The following is a 20,400-nucleotide window of genomic DNA, read 5'->3' on the forward strand; positions in this document are numbered from 1 at the left end:
TGCATGCTTTATCAATTGCGTGGAGGAAGGTAGCGACCTCAACAAAAATCCGTAGCAAAGATAAAGCAATTTGCATATACATCAAATTTTTAACGTGTTAGAATATACGTTATGTAAAAAGAGCGGAGAGTGAACGATGAGTAAGCGCGATTATTATGAAGTGCTTGGCCTAGCTAAAGGGGCAAGTAAAGACGAGATTAAAAAAGCATATCGTAAGTTATCAAAACAGTATCACCCTGATATTAACAAAGAGCCGGGGGCAGATGAGAAGTTCAAGGAAATCGCAGAAGCGTATGAAGTATTGTCAGATGAACAAAAACGCGCACGCTACGACCAGTTTGGACATGAAGATCCACAAGCAGGTTTTGGCGGAGGTGGCTTTGGAGGCGGCTTTGGCGGCTTCGAAGATATTTTCTCTTCATTCTTCGGTGGTGGTGGACGTCGTCAAGATCCAAATGCGCCACGTAAAGGCGATGACTTACAGTTCCGCATGACAATTAGCTTTGAGGAAGCCGTATTCGGTCAAGAAAAAGAAGTTGAAATTCCGAAAGAAGAAAATTGTGAAACATGTAATGGTACAGGCGCGAAACCTGGTACAACATCTCAAAACTGTTCGCAATGTGGCGGTGCAGGTGAAATTAACCAAGCGGTGGAGACACCATTCGGCCGCATGGTGAACCGACGCTCATGTCCTTCATGTCGTGGCGCGGGTAAAATCATTGTGGATAAATGTACAACATGTCGCGGTGCTGGAAAAGTGACAAATCGTAAAAAAATTAAAATTAATATTCCGGCTGGTGTCGATGATGGCCAACAACTGCGCGTAGCAGGGCAAGGGGAGCCAGGCATTAATGGCGGACCAGCAGGCGATTTATATATTGTGTTCACTGTACGTAATCATGAGTACTTTGAACGTGATGGAGACGACATTTACTACGAATTAAAATTAACGTTCCCACAAGCATCACTTGGCGATGAGATTGAGGTACCAACTGTTCATGGAAAAGTAAAGCTGAAAATTCCGGCGGGTACACAATCAGGTGCACAGTTCCGTATTAAAGATAAAGGTGTTAAAAATGTTCATGGCTACGGGCAAGGGCATCAGTACGTTGTTGTCAAAGTGGTAACACCGACAAAATTAACAGAAAAGCAAAAACAGTTGCTGCGTGAATTTGCGGAAATTAGTGGCGATATTCCAGAAGAACATGGAAGCTCACTATTAGATAAAATTAAACGTAAAATTAAAGGCGAATAAAAAGGAGAAGATTGCAAGTGAAATGGACAGAGCTATCGATTTTAACGACGCATGAAGCTGTTGAAGCTGTTTCAAACATTTTACATGAGGCAGGCGCAAGTGGCGTTGTCATTGAGGACTCAAAAGAATTAACGAAAGAACGTATTGATCAGTTTGGAGAAATTTACGCATTAAACCCAGAAGACTTCCCGAAAAGTGGGGTTGTGGTGAAGGCGTATTTATCTGCGACGAGCTTTTTAGCAGAAACGGTAGAAGAAATTAAGCTTGCAATTGCTAACCTTATCAATTTCGATATCAATGTCGGTGAAAATATTTTAACGCTTTGTGAAGTAGATGAAGAAGACTGGGCTACGGCATGGAAGCAATATTATCATCCGGTTAAGATTTCAGAGCGTTTTACAATTGTTCCGACATGGGAAGACTATAAGCCAGTTAGTACAGATGAATTAATCATTGAACTAGATCCAGGGATGGCATTCGGTACAGGGACACATCCAACGACCGTGATGTGTTTACAAGCACTTGAAAAAGTCGTGCAAGTGGGCGAGACAGTTGTCGATGTAGGAACAGGTTCAGGTGTACTATCAATCGGCGCTGCATTACTTGGAGCAAAAAGTGTGCATGCTTTAGACCTTGACGAAGTAGCTGTTGCTTCTGCACGTGAAAATGTGACATTAAATAAAGTGGACCATGTAGTTGAAGTATTCCGCGGTAATTTACTCGATACAGTAAAAGAGCCGGCAGATGTTGTCGTGGCAAACATTTTAGCAGAAATCATTGTAACGTTTACAGATGATGCGTATTCGATTGTCAAACCGGGTGGCTTATATGTAACGAGCGGTATTATTGGTGCTAAAAAGGATGAAGTAAGAGCGGCACTTGAACAATCAGGCTTCACGATTGAAGAAGTATTAATGATGGAAGACTGGGTCGCAATCGTTGCACGTCGTCCGCAATAAAATGTAGATAAAGCTTATGTAGACAAAGTCTTGGCGGGCTTTGTCTACTTTTTTAGTGAGGGTTTTACCGTTTTGGCGAGACTTTTCGAGGAAATGGCGAAACTTTTCAAAAAAGTGGCGAAACAATCGTACCATAACCAGTACTTTTAGCATTTTACGTATAAAGGAGGGATTTTCATGCAACGTTATTTTGTTAACCAACGCGTAATGGAAACAGGTGAATTTATAATAACTGGTGATAATGCACGTCATATTGGTAAAGTAATGCGCATGACGGCTGGTGAAGAAATTATAGTTGTGCATGGTGGGGAAGCACAGATTTGCGAAATTACAGAAGTAGGAGCGGAAGTATTCGCAAAACCTACAGGAAAGATCATTCCGTCTCCAGAAATGCCCGTACATGTGACGATCGCTTGCGGCTTACCAAAGGGGGATAAATTAGAGTTAATCGCCCAAAAAGGGACAGAGCTTGGGATGTATGCGCTCCTGCCATTTGCTGCTGAACGATCCATCGTGAAGTGGGATGACAAAAAGGGACGTAAAAATCAAGAGCGACTTCAAAAAATCGCGCAAGAAGCGGCAGAGCAATCACATCGTACATATGTACCAGAAGTCGAGATGCCGGTTTCATTTAAACAGTTAGTAGCACGATTAGCGGATTTTGATGTCGTGTTCATTGCCGATGAGGAAGATGCAAAAGCATCTGAACGCACAAGGTTTGCGGATAAGCTAAAAAAAGTGTATGATAATAAATCGAAATCAATTTTATGTATTTTCGGTCCTGAAGGTGGTATTTCGCGCAAGGAAGCAGACGCTTTAGTCGCAGTTGGTGCGCAAATTATGAGCTTAGGACCTCGTATTTTACGAGCAGAAACAGCGCCTCTTTATGCGCTTTCTGCCATATCTTATGAATTTGAATGAAAGAGGTGTACAAGCCTTGTCAAAAGTGGCTTTTCACACATTAGGTTGTAAGGTAAACCATTACGAAACAGAAGCGATTTGGCAATTATTTAAAGAGCAAGGCTACGAGCGTAACGAGTTTGAACAACAAGCTGATGTTTATGTGATTAATACATGTACCGTAACAAACACAGGCGATAAAAAATCTCGCCAAGTCATTCGTCGTGCCATCCGTCAAAATCCAGATGCCGTTATTTGTGTAACAGGCTGTTATGCACAAACATCACCAGCGGAAATTATGGCTATTCCGGGTGTCGATATTGTCGTTGGTACGCAAGATCGTCATAAAATGTTAGGGTTAATCGATCAGTATCGTGAAGAGCGTCAGCCAATTAACGCTGTACGCAATATTATGAAAAATCGTGTATATGAGGAGCTAGACGTTCCTGCTTTCACAGACCGTACACGTGCGTCTTTAAAAATCCAAGAAGGATGTAACAACTTCTGTACATTTTGTATCATTCCTTGGGCGCGCGGGTTGATGCGTTCGCGTGATCCGCAAGAAGTAATCCGTCAAGCGCAGCAACTAGTCGATGCGGGTTACTTAGAGATTGTTTTAACAGGTATTCATACAGGTGGCTACGGTCAAGACCTTAAAGATTATAATTTAGCTCAATTATTACGTGATATGGAAGCGAATGTGAAAGGGTTAAAACGTTTACGTATTTCTTCCATTGAAGCGTCTCAGTTAACAGATGAAGTTATTGAAGTATTGAAAAACTCTAATATTGTCGTAAACCATTTGCATATCCCAATTCAGTCTGGTTCAGATACAGTGTTAAAACGTATGCGCCGTAAGTATACGATGGAATTCTTCTCAGAACGACTGCGCAAATTAGAAGATGCATTACCAGATTTAGCAGTAACATCGGATGTCATCGTTGGTTTCCCGGGTGAAACAGAAGAAGAGTTTATGGAAACGTATAATTTCATTAAAGATCATCAATTCTCAGAATTACACGTATTCCCGTTCTCACCACGAACAGGGACGCCAGCAGCGCGTATGCAAGATCAATTTGTCGATGAAGAAGTGAAAAATGAACGTGTACATCGCTTAATTACATTAAACGATCAACTGGCAAAACAATATGCTTCTCGCTTTGAAGGGGATGTATTAGAAGTGATTCCAGAAGAACGTTTTAAAGACGGCGACAACGAAAATCTGTATGTAGGCTACACGTCTAACTACTTAAAAATCGTCTTCGAAGGCACGGAAGATATAATTGGTAAATTGGTTAAAGTTAAAATTACAAAAGCAGGCTACCCATATAACGAAGGACAATTTGTGCGTATGTTAGATATGGTGGAAGCTTAAATTGAATTGCAATAAATCGTATTTTACCTCACGTAAAGTATGATTTTAATGCCACCTCCTATCGCTAAGTTTCTAAGTCATAGAAGGTGGTGTTTTTTTATACAAAAGAAGCGTGTGATATTTTAATAAAGAATTTATTCTACCTTAATATGTATTAAATTCGTGTCGAGTTCTAATCGCTTTTTTAGTTCATCTGTAATGTTAAAGGAGAACTGTTGTCCAGCTTTTACATTTGCTAATTCGTAGCCTTGTGCGGTAGTAACAGTCCCGTCTAATGCAATGGGCTCCCAATTTGTAGTATCAAAACTTAATAAATGGTCAATATAGTTTCCAGTAATTCTTCCTTTTTCAACCCATTCTTCTGGTAAAAAATCGCTCCCAAAAAAAACATTTCAGATAGTAAAATTTTAATATTCCCTTCTGAAATCGTTAATTGTCCATTTTTAGGGATGGGTTGTTCGTTTACTTTTAAATCATAGGAAAACTGATTTTGTGACAATGCCAGCATTGTTACTAAATACTGATGTCGTTCGTTTAAAATTTCATTTTCTATTTTTAATGATTCGATTTCACTTTCATCCACTTCAACTTCATCTACTATGTTTTTAGCCGGTTCTTCTTTTGGCTCATTACTACAGCCTACTAATGAAAATAGCATGAGTGTTATCACAGGAAGTAATAATTTTTTCAACATTTTTATCCCCCTCTAATCATTGTTAAATTAAAAATGTTCTACTTATGTAAGTGTAGCATAATTTTAGGATAAATATGGAAAAAAATGATCACTTAGTGAAATCGTTATAACAAAAAACTTGCCTATATAAGTTGTGCTCACATAGGCAAGTTCTGAATGGAGTGGCTGTTTCAAGTTTGTAACATTATTTTTTGACATAATGTAATTCGATAAATTGATTATAAATGTGACTTCCTTTTAATTGCCAAACGGAAGTGTAGTTTCCTTCTGGAAATAGTGGGATGCCTGTACCTAATAATACAGGTGCTACTGTCACAATTATTTCATCTATTGCACGGGCTTCTAAAAATTTCGCAATCAGTTGACCACCGCCCACAATCCAAATGTCCTGACCTTCTTCTGATTTTAAGCGCTCTACAAAGGTATTTACATTTTCGTTTGTAAAAATAACATCTTGTGATGGTACGTGATGTTGCGAAGTAAAGACATAGCACGGCTTATTCGGATATGGATACTCTCCGTTCATTTCAGCCATCACCCAATCATACGTTTTTCGCCCCATGACAACAGTATCAACCGTTTCATAAAATGAGCTATAGCCGTTATCTCCTTCCCCTTCTACATCCATTAGCCATTGTAATGATTCCTCTTTTGTTGCAATATAGCCATCTAAGCTTTGAGCAATAAACATTTTAAACTTTCTCATTATAAAAACTCCTATCCTATAAAAATCTTTCTATATACTGATGTGTAAAAATATTCTACTAATAAAGCTAATCGTAAAGGTAATAACTAACGTGATCAGCGATAAAAACAATACGAAGCTCATCCAACCAATGAGATAGGCGTTGTACTGAATGAGTGCAGAAACGAATTGGTTTGTATCCCAGCCGATAAACAACGCTATCAGGTTAATAGTAAAAAGCAATAAAGTCATGGTCATAAACCCACTAAATGCCCCGCGCAAATCAGCGGGACTTAATGAAATGTGTGTGCAAATGCCAATTGCTAAAAGTAAGAATATCCAAAATTTGATCGATGTAAAATTCTCTACTACAAAGATTGTAGAAATGACTTCGAAAGAGGATTTTACAATCATCATGATATTTTCAATTGTGAGCGCAGATGGTTCAATGGATTTGGTGAAAGTAGAAAATTCAGCGTAACTAGCCGGTAATAACATATACAACAATAATGCAAGTGCCAGTAAGCCGGAAAATAAAGGACCGATGCTAATAAAGAAAACGCCGATTCGTTGATAAAGGCTGCCGCTATTATAGCGATGTGCTACATAACCTAGTGTGCTAGCGTGCTTATCCTTTGGAAACCATTGAACATCTATTACTTTGTGATTGAAAAGTTTACACATCACGTAATGACCGAATTCATGAACAGGTGTGCCAACCCATGAAGTAAAAAGAAAGCCTTGTTTACCGAAACTTTGTTGAATAAATTTTACGGATTGCCGTTCAATGATATTAATGAAAAAGCCGGCAACGATGATAATCCCGAACAAGGAACTTAATTGTAGAACAGTGAGGATAATTAAATCCAACATAAACATCATACTCGCTCTCCTTTCTAGCTATTTAAAAGTGGGGAAAGCACTAATTTTACTTATTATGATAATACGTTAAGTTATATTATAAAACCTTTAAGGATAGCTATAGTTGGGAAATTGAAAGAGTAGTCTGTCTTTTTGTGTCTTTTCGATTCAATGTTATGATATAGTTGTACGTACAACTTATAAATAAAAGGAGCAATTGGACATGACACAAAATTATGCTGCTATGATTGATCACACATTATTAAAGGCGGATGCGACACGTGATCAAATTGAAAAATTATGCGCGGAGGCAAAAAAATATGTATTCGCTTCTGTATGTGTGAATCCTACTTGGGTGAAATATAGTGCTGAATTGCTAGCTGATACAGATGTAAAAGTGTGTACAGTAATCGGTTTCCCATTAGGTGCGTCTACTCCAGCAACAAAAGCATTTGAAACAAAAGATGCAATTGCTAATGGAGCTGGTGAAATTGATATGGTCATTAACATCGGCGCATTAAAAAATGGTGAGTACGATGCCGTTCTTGAGGATATTAAAGCAGTTGTCGATGCGGTAAATGGGACGTTAGTGAAAGTGATTATTGAGACATGCTTATTAACAGATGAAGAAAAAGTAAAAGCATGTGAATTATCGGTAGAAGCAGGAGCGGATTTTGTTAAAACATCAACAGGCTTCTCTACTGGTGGGGCGACGGCTGAAGATATCGCATTAATGCGTAAAACAGTTGGACCAGATCTTGGTGTGAAAGCGTCAGGTGGCGTTCGTAATCTAGAGGATATGAAAACGATGATTGACAATGGTGCTACACGTATTGGTGCAAGTTCTGGTGTAGCGATTATGGAAGGATTAACTGCTCAATCTGATTACTAATAGTTAATCTCCTTCAGTAGGTGTTTGTGCTCTGTTGCAAATACATTCGCTGAAAGAAGTTTAAGCCTCCAGATGAGGGTTAGCCGCGGCGTCATTAATATACATGACAAGTACTTTCAAGACAGGCTAATACTTGCATCTTTTAATATTAATAGTTTTTGTTGACTGCTCTAAAACAATGCGTTATAATTTTTTAGTACACATCAATAAGCAGTATTGATGATGTATTGACGTGTGTTCGGAGGGAGGGAAAGAGAGATGTCAAAAACTGTCGTTCGCAAAAACGAATCGCTTGAAGATGCTCTTCGCCGCTTCAAACGTACTGTATCAAAAAGTGGTACAATTCAAGAAGTTAGAAAGCGCGAGTTCTACGAAAAACCTAGCGTAAAACGTAAAAAGAAATCAGAAGCTGCACGTAAACGTAAGTGGTAATTTTCCCTGTAAAAACCCTACGTTCATAACACGCAATTTTATGATTCACTGAGCAGACAAAATATATACGCCAACATTTGCAATCGCAAATGTTGGCGTATTTAGTTTGAATAAAAGATGTCTAAGGCAATGTTTATCCCGCATTAACGGGCATTAAGACTCCCACCTCAAGGCTTAAGGAAAATCGAGAAGCAAAGGTGGGAAATCAACTGCCCGTAAAAGCCCGATTGGTTCAGGGCAACAGGATGTTGGTCACGCAGGCGTTGCCACACGACGTGGCGTTCTTAGCTTGCGTTCCTCTCTCAATCAGTGGGGGATGAGGGCCGACTAAAATCCGTCACGTCCGTGTGACGACGTCGGCATTAGCACGTCCTGTACGTCAAAACCCCCACTGATTGAAGTTTCACTTTATGAGCCCTTGTGATTGCCTATGAAAATTCTGTCAATCCTAACAGCCTCGAAATCTTTTTATTTAATTTGCAGCAAATCATACATATTTATACGTTTTATTTAACAGATAGTAACGAAAAAAGAATGTAGTCCGCTCCAAGACAGGATGAGCCATGCCTTATGCATAGAAATAAGTTATAATAAAAATGAGAAGAAATTCATTTTTTATGAAACTTTAATGAGAGTCGTTCGTAAATTAAGAGAAGCTATAAGAAGGGAGGTCGAAAATATGAAACAAACCCGCGTTTTTAGCTGGTTATTTATGATGACGCTTTCATTTTTATTGATTATCCCGAGTTTAACGGCTTTTGCAAATGCGAAAGTATACCATGTCCCTATTGAAGATAATGTGGAAAAAGGACTGCTAGCATTTTTAGAAAGAGCTTTTAAAGAGGCGGAGGAACAACAGGCGGAGGCGATTGTACTTGAAATACATACGCCTGGTGGCTATACGGATGCTGCTGATAAAATAGGCAAACTGCTAGATCAATCCCAGATGAGGGTCATTGCTTACATCAATACAAAAGCGCATTCAGCAGGAGCTTTTATCGCGCTACATGCAGACGAGATTTATATGTCCCAAAATGCTACGATGGGTGCAGCTGGTATTATTGATGGGGAAGGCAATACGGCGGATGAAAAAGCTGAAAGTGCATGGTTTGCTGCAATGGAGGCAGCCGCATTATCATCTAACAGGGATCCGAAATATGCGCTAGCCATGGCTGATAAATCCAAGCATTTACCAGAATACCGCGCACCAGAAGGTAAATTTTTAACGCTTACAGCTGCAGAAGCAGTAGAGGTAGGGTATGCAGAAGGGATAGCGAATACGCTTGAAGAGGTGCTGCAACAGGCAGGGATTGAAGACCCAGACATCATTGATTTGGAACCAACATTAGCTGAAAATATCGCGCGCATTATTACAAATCCGATTGTTGTGCCAATATTGTTGTCGATTGCGAGTCTTGGATTAGTGTTAGAACTATATTCACCAGGATTTGGGGTGCCAGGAACGATGTCGTTATCTGCATTTGGTTTATTTTTCTTCGGTCATACGATTGCAGGGTTTGCAGGATATGAGACGATTATTATGTTTGTCATTGGTTTAATCTTGCTTATACTAGAATTGTTTGTTCCAGGTGGTATTGTGGGTATTATTGGTGGGGCATTGATGATTATTAGCTTGTTATTTTCAGGGGCAAGTGTCACACATATGGCATACTCAATTATTATTGCAATGTTTATTGCAGTGATGGGAATGGTGATTGTAATGAAATTCTTCGGTAAAAAGTTGCATGTGTTTAATAAGCTTGTTTTAAAAGATGCAACGACAACAGAAGAAGGCTATGTGTCCAATACAAATCGTATCGAATTAATCGGTCGTATGGGTGAGGCGCTGACACCACTTCGTCCAGCCGGTGTGATTATCGTTGATAAAGAACGAATCGATGCGGTTTCAGAAGGCGGTTATATCGATAAAGGAAAGCCGGTAGAGGTCATTAAGGTAGAAGGCTCACGCATTGTTGTGAGAGAAATTTATAAAAAGATGGAGGAATAGCGCATGTTTTTAGATGGAGGTATGGTCGGCTTAATTTTTATTATTGTAGTCGCATTTATCGTACTAGCAGTATTCTTTACGCTTGTTCCGGTTGCACTATGGATTAGTGCTCTTGCTGCCGGTGTTCGTGTAAGTATTTTCACATTAATTGGTATGAGGTTACGTCGTGTAATTCCGTCTCGCATTGTAAACCCTTTAATCAAGGCACATAAAGCGGGATTAGATGTAACGATTAATCAATTAGAGTCTCATTACTTAGCAGGTGGTAATGTAGACCGTGTTATTAACGCATTAATCGCGGCACAACGTGCAAATATCGAGTTGACGTTTGAGCGCTGCGCAGCGATTGACTTAGCTGGTCGTGACGTATTAGAGGCAGTACAAATGTCAGTAAATCCAAAAGTAATTGAAACGCCATTTATTTCAGGTGTTGCGATGAATGGGATTGAAGTGAAAGCAAAAGCGCGTATTACAGTACGTGCGAATATCGATCGATTAGTCGGTGGTGCGGGTGAAGAAACGATCGTTGCCCGTGTTGGTGAAGGGATTGTTTCCACAGTCGGATCTATAGACACTCATGCTAAAGTTCTAGAAAATCCAGATTTGATCTCACAAACGGTATTATCAAAAGGTTTAGACTCAGGCACAGCTTTCGAAATTTTATCAATTGATATTGCGGATGTAGATATCGGTAAAAACATCGGTGCAGAACTGCAAATCGAGCAAGCAGAGGCAGATAAAAATATTGCTCAAGCGAAAGCGGAAGAGCGTCGTGCAATGGCGGTAGCGAACGAGCAAGAAATGATAGCGAAAGTACAAGAAATGAAAGCAAAAGTAGTAGAAGCAGAAGCAGAAGTACCAAGGGCTATTTCGGAAGCATTACGCTCAGGCAACTTTGGTATTATGGATTACATGAATTATAAAAATATTCAAGCGGATACTTCGATGCGTGATTCGATTGCGAAAGTATCGCAGGACAAACCAGATGCAACCGAAAAATAATCGAGGAAGGGAGTTGATACTAAGTGGAAGGTCTAATCATTATGATTATTATCGGGATTGTAAGCTCTTTACTATCGAAAAATAAAGAGCAGCAAGAACAAAAGCCGACAAAAGCGATGCCACCATTTAGTCAGCAAAAACCCCCTCGAGAAAATACACAAAGGCGTTCTAACACATCAGAGCGCCCGAAAGTGAAATCACTAGAGGATTTTGCGAATGAAATTTTCGGGCAATTAAACGAAAAAACAGAACAGAAGCAAGTAACGCATGAACCAATTGTGGAACAAGCAAAACCCGTCGTACAAGAATTTGTACGGGGGGAAACTGTACGAGAGCCACGAAAATCAACACGCCCTGAACTAGGTGCCTCTAGACCAATTGTACAGCAGGCAAAAAAAGAGTCGCCCCTTGTGGTTGTTCCACAGACGAAAGAGCAGTTAATGCAAGCGATTATTACTTCAGAAATATTAGCATTGCCAAAAGCAAAGCAACGTAAATAATACATGCCCCCTTTGTTGCATAGACTGTAATGAAAGGGGGCTTTTTTTTGAAATCATTAATGCAGTTGGATGACATGCTAGAATGGATTCAATTTCAGCAAATTCGATGGAATGGTACATACGATGTACATCAAGTGAGTGCTACTATTTTTAGTTGTTCAATCGGAAAGTTCCGCTTAACAATTGAAGGAGAGGGGCTACTCGTGCAGTATTTAACAACCGAGGGCTTTCTTTTAGAAGTTAAGGCAATCCACCAGATTAAGATAGAAAAGCGGGGAGCGTAATGGACCGTCGCACAGTATTAGTAGAAGTTACGCAAGGGCCACATGTCAATCGTTTATTCCATCTTTTACATAAAGAACGTATCATTATACGAAATGTTCGCTTTTCGGAACATGATGTGACGTTCGAAATAAAAAGAAGTGATTTACCTACATTACGACGTATTAGACGTAACACAAAAGCGCGCCTGAAGCTCCGCTATGATAAGACAGATGCTGTCCTGCAACTGACGACAAAAACATTGATAGGTATGTTATTATTGCTTGTTATACCTATTATATGCACGCAATTTATATGGCGTCTTGAAGTGACAGGCGCCACACCAGAAACAGGGTATAAAGCAGAAAAATTTCTTCGTGACGAAATCGGCATTTCCGTCCCGCTCACGAAAAGCGAATTGCCGACAGACTATGAGCTACGACAACGACTGATGGCGGCATTTCCTGAGTTATCTTGGGTACACTTTATAAAAAGCGGTGGAGATATTAGAATCGATTTGCAGCTCGCACCTGAAACCGAGGTAAAGACGAAATCTGAGGAACCGATGCATTTAATCGCAAATAATAGTGGGGTCATTACCCATTATTTTTTAAAGAGTGGTGTAAGGGTAGTTGATACAAATATGACCGTTTATAAAGGAGATACGCTTGTATCAGGTGTTTTAGAAGCAGGAGACAGGCATGTGGTTGTCGGAGCAGAAGGTGAAGTTTATGCAGATTACTGGTTTGAAACAGCGTTTACGTTAAATAAACAAGTAACGTATTATACACCGGTAGAAACATCTTGGAAAGTTGTAACGGATCAGAAATCTTATGCTGATGAAATAAAACTTCCTTCATGGATGAGACAATACATGCGGATTGTAAAAGAGCAGTCTTATCAAAAACATAAACAGGTATTAACCGAAGATAATCTTGAAACGATTATACTCCCATTACTGCATAAGAAAATTTTACAAAGCTTACCGCCTAAGACGACGATTAAAGCTGAAAAAATTTTGCACGTTACGTTTGATGATGATACAGTTAAAGGGGAAGTCCTATTTTTGGTAAATGAAAATATTGCAACACCATACCCTATTTATCAAGGAGAATGATCTATGTCAGGAAATATGTCGGAACTTTTAGTCGATAATCCAAATGAAGCGGTAATGCTTTTAGGAATGTCGGATGCGAATTTAAAATTAATCGAAGAAACATTTGAGGTACAAATCATTACACGCGGTGGATTAATTCAAATTGCTGGGGAAAATGATGCTAAAAAAGAGTGCGCAACAGCCGTTTTACGCGGTCTTTTGCAAGTCATTCGCAAAGGCATTAACATTGATCAACGCGATGTCGCGACAGCAATTGAAATGGCTGGAAAAGGAACAATCGAATACTTTGCAGAACTTTATGATGAAGAGATTGCCCGTACGACAAAGGGAAAAGCAATTCGTGCCAAAACAATTGGACAACGTGAATATATTAAAGCGATTCGCCATAGGGATTTAGTATTTTGTATTGGGCCTGCTGGTACAGGGAAAACGTATTTAGCGGTTGTCATGGCTACACAAGCGCTGAAAAATGGACAGGTCAAACGCATTATTTTAACGCGTCCAGCTGTAGAGGCAGGAGAATCACTCGGATTTTTACCAGGGGATTTAAAAGAAAAGGTAGATCCGTATTTACGCCCATTATACGATGCTTTGCATGATGTGTACGGCCAAGAGCAAACGCAACGTCTAATCGAACGTGGAACGATTGAAATTGCCCCGCTCGCTTATATGCGCGGTCGTACATTAGATGATGCATTCGTTATTTTGGATGAAGCGCAAAATACAACCCATCAACAAATGAAGATGTTTTTAACACGTCTCGGCTTTGGATCAAAAATGGTCATCACAGGTGATAAAACACAAATTGATTTACCGAAAAATCAAGAATCAGGTTTAATCATTGCTGACCGTACATTAAAATACGTCAAGGACATTCATTTCCAAATACTAGAGCAAGGCGATGTAGTGCGCCATCCACTAGTAGCGAAAGTAATTCAGGCGTACGCTGATCAAGAATTGTAATTTTATTTCTCTGCACCGAAAGTGAAACGGCAGTTGCAAGGCGATGTAGTACGCCATCCGCTAGTAGCAAAAGTAATCCAAGCATATGCTGATCAGGAATTATAATATGTTAAAAAAGCAAAATCCGTGTAGGATTTTGCTTTTTTTCATGAAATCGCCTGTAGAAATTGGTAAAATGAAGGTATGGACACTATAGGAGGTGCTGCATGGAAAAACATTTAAAGCGTTTTATCGACTTAATGGGCTTCCGTTCATTTTTGGTGGCAGTAGTCATCTTAACTGGGACTATACAATTTACGTTAATGCTTGATAATGTACGGGGCGTTACATATGATATTTCAATGGGAAGTTTAGCACCAGAAACGATTCGAGCATCTAAGACGGTAGAAGATACAGAAAAGACCCAGCAAGAGCGGATCAATGCCGAAAATGCTGTCACTCCAATCTATGATTTTAATCAAGGAATCGCAGAACAAAAGTCAACTCTTATAACATTGTTTTTCGATTTAACAATTGAAGCAAGAAAGGAAATAGCAAAAGAGGATGACCTTACACAAACAGAAAAGTTAGATTTACTAAAGGCAAAATTAAAAAGTGTGACAGACAACCAAGGTGGTTTATCGTTAACAGATAATGAATTACAAGCATTGTTAGCGGCATCAGAAACACAGGTGATCAATACACGTAATAGACTAGTCAAGTATGTGGAGGATGCACTTGCTGAAAGTATACGTAAAGAAAATTTAGTAATTGCACGTGCAAATATCGAAGCAACTATTCGTTCCTCTTCCATTGATAACTCCTTATTATCAGTGGCGATTACATTAGGGCGTGGGGCTATTGTTGAAACCGAAATATTAAACGAAGAAAAAACAGCTGTAGCTAGGCAACAGACGCGTGATTCGGTGGAAGCGACAAAAATATTACAAGGTCAAATTATTGTGTTAGAAGGGGAAATTATTGACCGTGAAAAATATCGTCAATTAGAATTGCTAGGGTTTGTCGATAGCCAATCGTCTTTAAAGCCTATAGGTGGATTAGTGATATTTATCGTACTACAGATGTTATTTATGCTTATTTTATTTGATCGTTCAACAATACCATTTAAAGAAAAGCGTAATTATTTATTAGTGTCGGTCATTGTATATATTGGCACAATTATCATGATGAAATTAGTGAGTATCGTGTCTGATAACTTTGATGTTGTCGTAGCGTTTATTTTTCCAACAGCCTTGGCAACAATGCTAGTAAGGCTACTTGCAAATGAACGTGTTGCAAGTATTGTAACGATCCTTATTGCTTCTTCGGCAGGGATAATGTTCCAGGAAAGCTATGCGGCGATTTTACAAATGGATATCGCACTGTATGTTTTATTTGGTGGATTTGCTTCATTGTTCTTTATGCATAGCGTAGAAAAACGATCGCATATTTTGCAAGCAAGTACGGTCATTATGGCTGTTAACTTAGTGTTTATCGCATTTTATTTGTTAATGACACAGTCTGACTATGGTTTATCGGAGATTTCATTTTATATCGGGGCAGGGGTGGTGTCTGGTTTATTATCTGGTGCATTAACGATTGGATTATTGCCATTCTTTGAATCGATGTTTGGTATTTTATCGACAATGCGCTTGATTGAACTGTCCAATCCGAATCATCCGTTATTAAAGAAAATTTTAACAGAAACACCGGGCACATATCACCATAGTGTAATGGTTGCCAACTTAGCTGAGGCGGCTTGTGAGGCAATCGGCGCAGATGGCTTGTTGGCACGAGTAGGTTGTTATTATCATGATGTCGGAAAGACGCGTAGACCAGCATTCTTTATCGAAAACCAAATGGGGATTAACCCTCATGACACATTGCCTCCTGATGCAAGTGCAGATATCATTATTGCGCATACAACAGACGGCGCTGAATTGTTACGCAAACATAAAATGCCGCAAGAAATTATTGATATTGCTTTACAGCATCATGGGACAAGTTTATTGAAATTTTTCTTGCATAAAGCAAAAGAAGATGGGAAACAAGTAAATGAAGCAGATTTCCGCTATCCTGGACCGAAGCCACAAACAAAAGAAATTGCAGTTATCAGTATCGCTGATAGTGTGGAGGCTGCTGTGCGGTCAATGAAAGAACCGAATGCGGAAAAAATTCACAAGCTTATTCAATCGATTATTCAAGATCGTGTCCAAGATAACCAGTTTGATGAGTGTGATATTTCACTAAAAGAATTAAAAATAATTGAAAAGGTGTTATGTGAAACATTAAATGGTATTTTCCATACACGTATTGAATACCCGAAAGAGAAAACGGAGGAACTATGATTTTAAATATTGATTTTTTAGATGAAACAAATGAAGTGAAGGATGAGCATATCGCGTTAGTTGAAAAATTACTGCAACATGCAGCTAAAGTAGAAAATATTGAAGAAGGATCTGAAGTGTCTATTACGTTTGTGACAAACGAAGCAATTCATGAAATTAATCGTGAATATCGTGATAAAGACCAGCCAACTGATGTCATTTCGTTTGCACTGGAAGAAATGGGAGAGGGCGAAATACAAATTATTGGTGAGGGTATCCCGCGCGTTTTAGGCGATATTATTATTTCAACCGACCGTACACGTGAGCAGGCAGGAGAATATGGTCATTCATTTGAGCGGGAATTAGGTTTTTTAGCAGTCCATGGGTTCTTACATTTACTTGGCTATGACCATATGACAGAGCAAGATGAGAAAGAAATGTTTGGAAAGCAAGATGAAATTCTTGGCTCGTTCGGCTTATCACGTGAATAATGGATATTCGTAAGTTTATTAAGTCATTTGGCTACGCTATACAAGGAATCGTTACGGCCATGCAAGAACAAAATATGCGATTTCATGTGTTAAGTGCTGTAGTGGTGATTATAGTAGGTACTTTAACCGGTCTTTCTGTAACAGAATGGTTAATATTAGTGCTAATGATGGCACTTGTCATCGGTGCAGAAATGTTCAATACTGCGATTGAGCGTGTTGTCGATCTTGCTTCGCCTGCTATTCACCCGCTTGCCAAACAAGCGAAAGATATTGCGGCAGGGACGGTACTTGTATTTGCTGTAGCGAGTGTTATAATCGGGTTACTCATTTTTTTACCAAAATGGTTTTAACTTCTTTTAACGTGTGTTGACAGAAGTTAAAAGCCTCCAGATGTGGGTTAGTCGAGGCGTAATTGATACTTATTTGAAAGGGGTTATTCTCCTATGAACATGGAACAGTTACTAGAGCAATCAAAAATTGCACGTGAAAAGGCATATGTACCCTATTCAAAATTCCCGGTGGGGGCTGCATTACTCGCAGAGGATGGCACAGTATACCACGGGTGCAATATTGAAAATGCAGGATATAGTATGACGAATTGTGCAGAGCGTACCGCGTTTTTTAAAGCGGTATCTGAAGGGATAAAGAAATTTAAAGCGTTAGCTATTGTGGCAGATACAGACCGTCCATGTGCACCATGTGGGGCTTGTCGTCAAGTGATGAGTGAATTTTGTGCACCAGATATGCCTGTCTATTTAACAAACTTAAAAGGTGACGTACAACAAACAACAGTGGGTGAGCTATTACCAGGCGCATTCACACCGGAGGATTTAGATTATGCAGCTAGCAAACGATAAAGGGTTCAAATCGGGTTTTATCTCGATTATTGGCCGACCAAACGTTGGGAAATCAACGTTTTTAAACCGCGTGATTGGGCAAAAAATTGCCATCATGTCAGATAAACCACAAACAACACGCAATAAAGTGCAAGGTGTATTAACGCAAGGAAATTCACAAATGATTTTCATTGATACACCAGGAATTCATAAGCCGAAGCATAAGCTTGGTGAGTTCATGTTAAAGGTAGCGAAAAATACATTACGTGAAGTCGATGTTATTATGTTTATGGTCAATGCCGAACAAAAAATCGGTAAAGGCGATGAGTTTATTTTAGAAATGCTAGAAGGCAATAAAACACCGGTTTTCTTAGTTATTAATAAAATTGACCAAATACACCCTGATGCACTTATTGATATTATTGCAGATTATAAGGATAAGTACCCGTTTGCAGAAATTGTGCCGATTTCAGCTTTAGAAGGAAATAATGTGGAAAACTTACTTGCAACGATTGACAAGTATTTGCCAGAAGGACCTCAATATTATCCAGCTGATCAAGTCACAGATCATCCAGAACGCTTTATTATTTCAGAGTTAATTCGAGAAAAAGTATTGCACTTAACGCGTGAGGAAATTCCACACTCGATTGCCGTTGTCATTGATAAAATTAAACGTGATGAGGAAAATGGAGATAAAATCCGTGTGCAAGCGACAATTATGGTTGAACGCGACTCTCAAAAAGGGATTGTGATTGGAAAACGTGGTGCACTATTAAAAGAAGTAGGGACACGTGCGCGTAAAGATATCGAAATGTTACTTGGCTCCAAAGTATATTTAGAGCTTTGGGTTAAAGTGCAAAAAGATTGGCGTAATAAGCAAACGCATCTTCGTGACTTCGGTTTCCGTGAAGACGAATATTAAAATATCATTAAAACAGATGAAGGATTGCATTAGTCCTTCATCTGTTTTTTCTTGTAGTTAAGGAAATTATAAAATTTCGCATTGTGGATAAGGGTTATGGAAAAGAGCATCTACGTCTAGGCAAAAGCGCCATCCCCTCGCGACGCTTCGACTCCCTCCTACGTGTAGCAAGCACACTTGTCGTGATTCTCCAGCGCGTGTCGGGGATTAGCAGGCGCTTTAGCGCTTTTGTTCTAGAAAGTATCATTTTTTAATGGCATCAACTCGCATCCTAATAGCGCGAGTTGTATGCTTCTCATGTATAATAGAAACAGAAATTGAGTTAAGGACGGATGTATATGCTACATAAATGGGAAGGTATTGTACTTAAAGCAAAGGCGTACGGTGAATCAAATAAAATTGTTACGTTAATGACGCGAGAGGCAGGGAAAGTGGCATGTATGGCGCGCGGTGCAAAAAAGCCGACAAGCCGTCTTGCAGGGGTTACACAGCCGTTTATGCACGGCTCTTTTTTAGTGCAGCGAACGAGTGGAATGGGGACATTGCAACAAGGTGAGCATTTTAGTTCAATGCGTACATTGCAAACAGATATTATCGCAACGGCTTATGCGAGCTATATTGTGGAACTTGTTGACCGGTTAGTCGAGGAAGGGCGTGAAGAGCCGTATGCATATGAGGTGTTATTGCAAGCGTTAAATGCGATTGATGAAGGCTATGACCCAGAAGCGATTACATTATTTGTCGATTGGAAGATGTTGCCGTATACGGGCGTACAACCAATCCTTCATTGTTGTGCAGGGTGCGGAGCGGTAGAAGGGGAATTTGCGTTTTCATTTACACAAGGTGGATTTCTTTGTCACAGTTGTTTTCATTTAGACCCGTACATTATTCGACTCTCTCCAACCCAACTAAAGCTGATTCGTATGTTTTACAGTATGTCCATTGACCAAGTAGGCAAAATTGAACTAAAGCCACAAACGAAAAACTTTATAAAAAAAATTGTTACAACGATTTATGAAGAACAGACAGGAATTCGTTTAAAATCAAGAACGTTTATTGAACAATTAGAACGAACACCCCAACTTCAACCGAGAAGTAAAAATGACGAAGAACATTAGAAAACGGCGCTCTTGCATCGACATAAAGCGATGGGGGAGCGTAGTTTTTTTATGGATAACAATGGTTTATCCTTAAAAGTGGGAAATAACTAGCTATTCCATTATTCGAGTTGTGTAAGAAGAGGCGCTAAATCTTCTTTTAAGGAATACCAAAACCCTTCCTCTAATGCAAGCGTCTTAACATAAGTAGAGTAATGTTCGTAATATTCATACATTGTTTCAATCTGTTCCTTTGAAAATCGGAAGTGGTGATTGAAATGCTCTCGTTGTCGTTCATCGCTCAGATGCATATAAGCACGGATGATTAAATGAAGCTGATGATAGTTCTTGTTGGCTTTATCATAGGCTTCTTTTGAAAATGTACCAAGTGATGTTGTAACGTCACATTGCGCATAAAAAAAGTCTTTTGCTTCTTTGTACTGCTCTAGTTGTAAGTTAGCCGTATACAATAAATGATGTCTCGAACTGTGATGTGGACATTCTTGATGTAGGATAGCTGTTACTAATTGCCGTACTTGATCATAACTATCCGTTTCGCTTTTCTTCGTGTCCTTTAGCTGAAAGAACATATTCTCCCTCCTATTGATCACATTTCTATTTGTTTGATTATAACGTAATATCGTTCGTTTTGTTTATATTGTTTATTGAATTTTCCGTAAAATGTCGTTTCAGAGAGGAGTTGAAAGGGCGGGGGAACAAAAAAGACTTAGCTCACTGACGTGAACTAAGTCCCTAGTACAATTAGAATAGTAAATGCTTTTCGATATAAGCTTTTACTTCTGAAATAGGCATGCAAAAGAGGTGCTCCTGCGGTTGTCGCTGA

Annotated in this window: 22 protein-coding genes; 18 read left to right on the top strand and 4 right to left on the bottom strand. The window is 39.3% G+C overall.

Annotated elements, in window-relative coordinates:
* Positions 1-136 precede the first annotated feature (136 nt).
* The 4 genes from dnaJ (at position 137) to mtaB (ending at position 4,489) form a co-directional block, all read left to right on the top strand.
* Complete coding sequence (gene dnaJ, locus ACQQ2I_RS06460; protein ID WP_431029741.1) at positions 137-1,255, top strand: molecular chaperone DnaJ; 1,119 nt, start codon at positions 137-139, stop codon at positions 1,253-1,255.
* 17 nt (positions 1,256-1,272) lie between these two features.
* Positions 1,273-2,214, top strand: coding sequence for a 50S ribosomal protein L11 methyltransferase (gene prmA / locus ACQQ2I_RS06465; protein ID WP_431029742.1), 942 nt, complete (start codon positions 1,273-1,275; stop codon positions 2,212-2,214).
* 177 nt (positions 2,215-2,391) lie between these two features.
* Complete coding sequence (locus tag ACQQ2I_RS06470; protein ID WP_431029743.1) at positions 2,392-3,135, top strand: 16S rRNA (uracil(1498)-N(3))-methyltransferase; 744 nt, start codon at positions 2,392-2,394, stop codon at positions 3,133-3,135.
* Between the two features lie 16 nt (positions 3,136-3,151).
* Positions 3,152-4,489, top strand: a complete 1,338-nt coding sequence (gene mtaB, locus ACQQ2I_RS06475; RefSeq protein ID WP_431029744.1) for a tRNA (N(6)-L-threonylcarbamoyladenosine(37)-C(2))-methylthiotransferase MtaB — start codon at positions 3,152-3,154, stop codon at positions 4,487-4,489.
* Between the two features lie 307 nt (positions 4,490-4,796).
* Here the strand turns inward: mtaB and ACQQ2I_RS06480 are convergent, their stop codons facing one another.
* The 3 genes from ACQQ2I_RS06480 to ACQQ2I_RS06490 all read right to left on the bottom strand — a co-directional run bounded on the left by ACQQ2I_RS06480 (position 4,797) and on the right by ACQQ2I_RS06490 (position 6,750).
* The gene (locus tag ACQQ2I_RS06480) at positions 4,797-5,183 is read right to left on the bottom strand and encodes a hypothetical protein (RefSeq protein WP_431029745.1); all 387 of its coding nucleotides are present in this window, start codon (positions 5,181-5,183) and stop codon (positions 4,797-4,799) included.
* Between the two features lie 184 nt (positions 5,184-5,367).
* Complete coding sequence (locus ACQQ2I_RS06485; RefSeq protein WP_431029746.1) at positions 5,368-5,889, bottom strand: dihydrofolate reductase family protein; 522 nt, start codon at positions 5,887-5,889, stop codon at positions 5,368-5,370.
* A gap of 30 nt (positions 5,890-5,919) precedes the next feature.
* The gene (locus ACQQ2I_RS06490) at positions 5,920-6,750 is read right to left on the bottom strand and encodes a hypothetical protein (protein WP_431029747.1); all 831 of its coding nucleotides are present in this window, start codon (positions 6,748-6,750) and stop codon (positions 5,920-5,922) included.
* 202 nt (positions 6,751-6,952) lie between these two features.
* Here ACQQ2I_RS06490 and deoC point away from each other — a divergent pair, with 202 nt between their 5' ends.
* The 14 genes from deoC to recO all read left to right on the top strand — a co-directional run bounded on the left by deoC (position 6,953) and on the right by recO (position 19,577).
* A complete protein-coding gene (gene deoC / locus ACQQ2I_RS06495) occupies positions 6,953-7,621 on the top strand; it encodes a deoxyribose-phosphate aldolase (protein ID WP_431029748.1) in 669 nt (222 codons plus the stop codon).
* Between the two features lie 258 nt (positions 7,622-7,879).
* A complete protein-coding gene (gene rpsU, locus ACQQ2I_RS06500; protein ID WP_004227078.1) occupies positions 7,880-8,053 on the top strand; it encodes a 30S ribosomal protein S21 in 174 nt (57 codons plus the stop codon).
* 628 nt (positions 8,054-8,681) lie between these two features.
* A complete protein-coding gene (locus tag ACQQ2I_RS06505) occupies positions 8,682-10,061 on the top strand; it encodes an NfeD family protein (RefSeq protein ID WP_431029749.1) in 1,380 nt (459 codons plus the stop codon).
* A 3-nt stretch (positions 10,062-10,064) separates the two neighbouring features.
* Positions 10,065-11,063, top strand: a complete 999-nt coding sequence (gene floA / locus ACQQ2I_RS06510; RefSeq protein WP_431029750.1) for a flotillin-like protein FloA — start codon at positions 10,065-10,067, stop codon at positions 11,061-11,063.
* A 23-nt stretch (positions 11,064-11,086) separates the two neighbouring features.
* Complete coding sequence (locus tag ACQQ2I_RS06515) at positions 11,087-11,563, top strand: hypothetical protein (protein ID WP_431029751.1); 477 nt, start codon at positions 11,087-11,089, stop codon at positions 11,561-11,563.
* Positions 11,564-11,610: 47 nt separating this feature from the next.
* The gene (locus ACQQ2I_RS06520) at positions 11,611-11,847 is read left to right on the top strand and encodes a hypothetical protein (RefSeq protein ID WP_431029752.1); all 237 of its coding nucleotides are present in this window, start codon (positions 11,611-11,613) and stop codon (positions 11,845-11,847) included.
* Positions 11,847-12,941 carry a sporulation protein YqfD gene (locus ACQQ2I_RS06525; protein WP_431029753.1) on the top strand — a complete coding sequence of 365 codons (1,095 nt, stop codon included), beginning with the start codon at positions 11,847-11,849 and terminating at the stop codon, positions 12,939-12,941. The genes ACQQ2I_RS06520 and ACQQ2I_RS06525 overlap by 1 nt, the downstream gene beginning before the upstream one ends.
* A gap of 3 nt (positions 12,942-12,944) precedes the next feature.
* The gene (locus ACQQ2I_RS06530; protein WP_431029754.1) at positions 12,945-13,904 is read left to right on the top strand and encodes a PhoH family protein; all 960 of its coding nucleotides are present in this window, start codon (positions 12,945-12,947) and stop codon (positions 13,902-13,904) included.
* 206 nt (positions 13,905-14,110) lie between these two features.
* Positions 14,111-16,231, top strand: coding sequence for an HD family phosphohydrolase (locus tag ACQQ2I_RS06535; protein WP_431029755.1), 2,121 nt, complete (start codon positions 14,111-14,113; stop codon positions 16,229-16,231).
* Positions 16,228-16,701, top strand: a complete 474-nt coding sequence (ybeY, locus tag ACQQ2I_RS06540; protein ID WP_431029756.1) for an rRNA maturation RNase YbeY — start codon at positions 16,228-16,230, stop codon at positions 16,699-16,701. The genes ACQQ2I_RS06535 and ybeY overlap by 4 nt, the downstream gene beginning before the upstream one ends.
* The gene (locus ACQQ2I_RS06545) at positions 16,701-17,051 is read left to right on the top strand and encodes a diacylglycerol kinase family protein (protein WP_431029757.1); all 351 of its coding nucleotides are present in this window, start codon (positions 16,701-16,703) and stop codon (positions 17,049-17,051) included. The genes ybeY and ACQQ2I_RS06545 overlap by 1 nt, the downstream gene beginning before the upstream one ends.
* Before the next feature lie 93 nt (positions 17,052-17,144).
* Positions 17,145-17,558, top strand: coding sequence for a cytidine deaminase (locus ACQQ2I_RS06550; RefSeq protein ID WP_391367159.1), 414 nt, complete (start codon positions 17,145-17,147; stop codon positions 17,556-17,558).
* Positions 17,539-18,459: a GTPase Era gene (gene era / locus ACQQ2I_RS06555; RefSeq protein ID WP_391367162.1), complete on the top strand. Its 921-nt coding sequence runs from the start codon at positions 17,539-17,541 to the stop codon at positions 18,457-18,459. Before ACQQ2I_RS06550 ends, era begins: the two co-directional genes overlap by 20 nt.
* Positions 18,460-18,797: 338 nt before the next feature.
* On the top strand, positions 18,798-19,577 hold the full coding sequence (gene recO / locus ACQQ2I_RS06560; RefSeq protein WP_431029758.1) for a DNA repair protein RecO: 780 nt from the start codon (positions 18,798-18,800) through the stop codon (positions 19,575-19,577).
* A gap of 101 nt (positions 19,578-19,678) precedes the next feature.
* Here recO and ACQQ2I_RS06565 read toward each other — a convergent pair whose 3' ends face one another.
* A complete protein-coding gene (locus ACQQ2I_RS06565) occupies positions 19,679-20,146 on the bottom strand; it encodes a hypothetical protein (RefSeq protein ID WP_431029759.1) in 468 nt (155 codons plus the stop codon).
* Positions 20,147-20,400 lie beyond the last annotated feature (254 nt).

The sequence above is a fragment of the Lysinibacillus sp. LZ02 genome (assembly GCF_050613145.1).
In the GTDB taxonomy this organism is placed as follows: Bacteria; Bacillota; Bacilli; order Bacillales_A; family Planococcaceae; genus Lysinibacillus_B.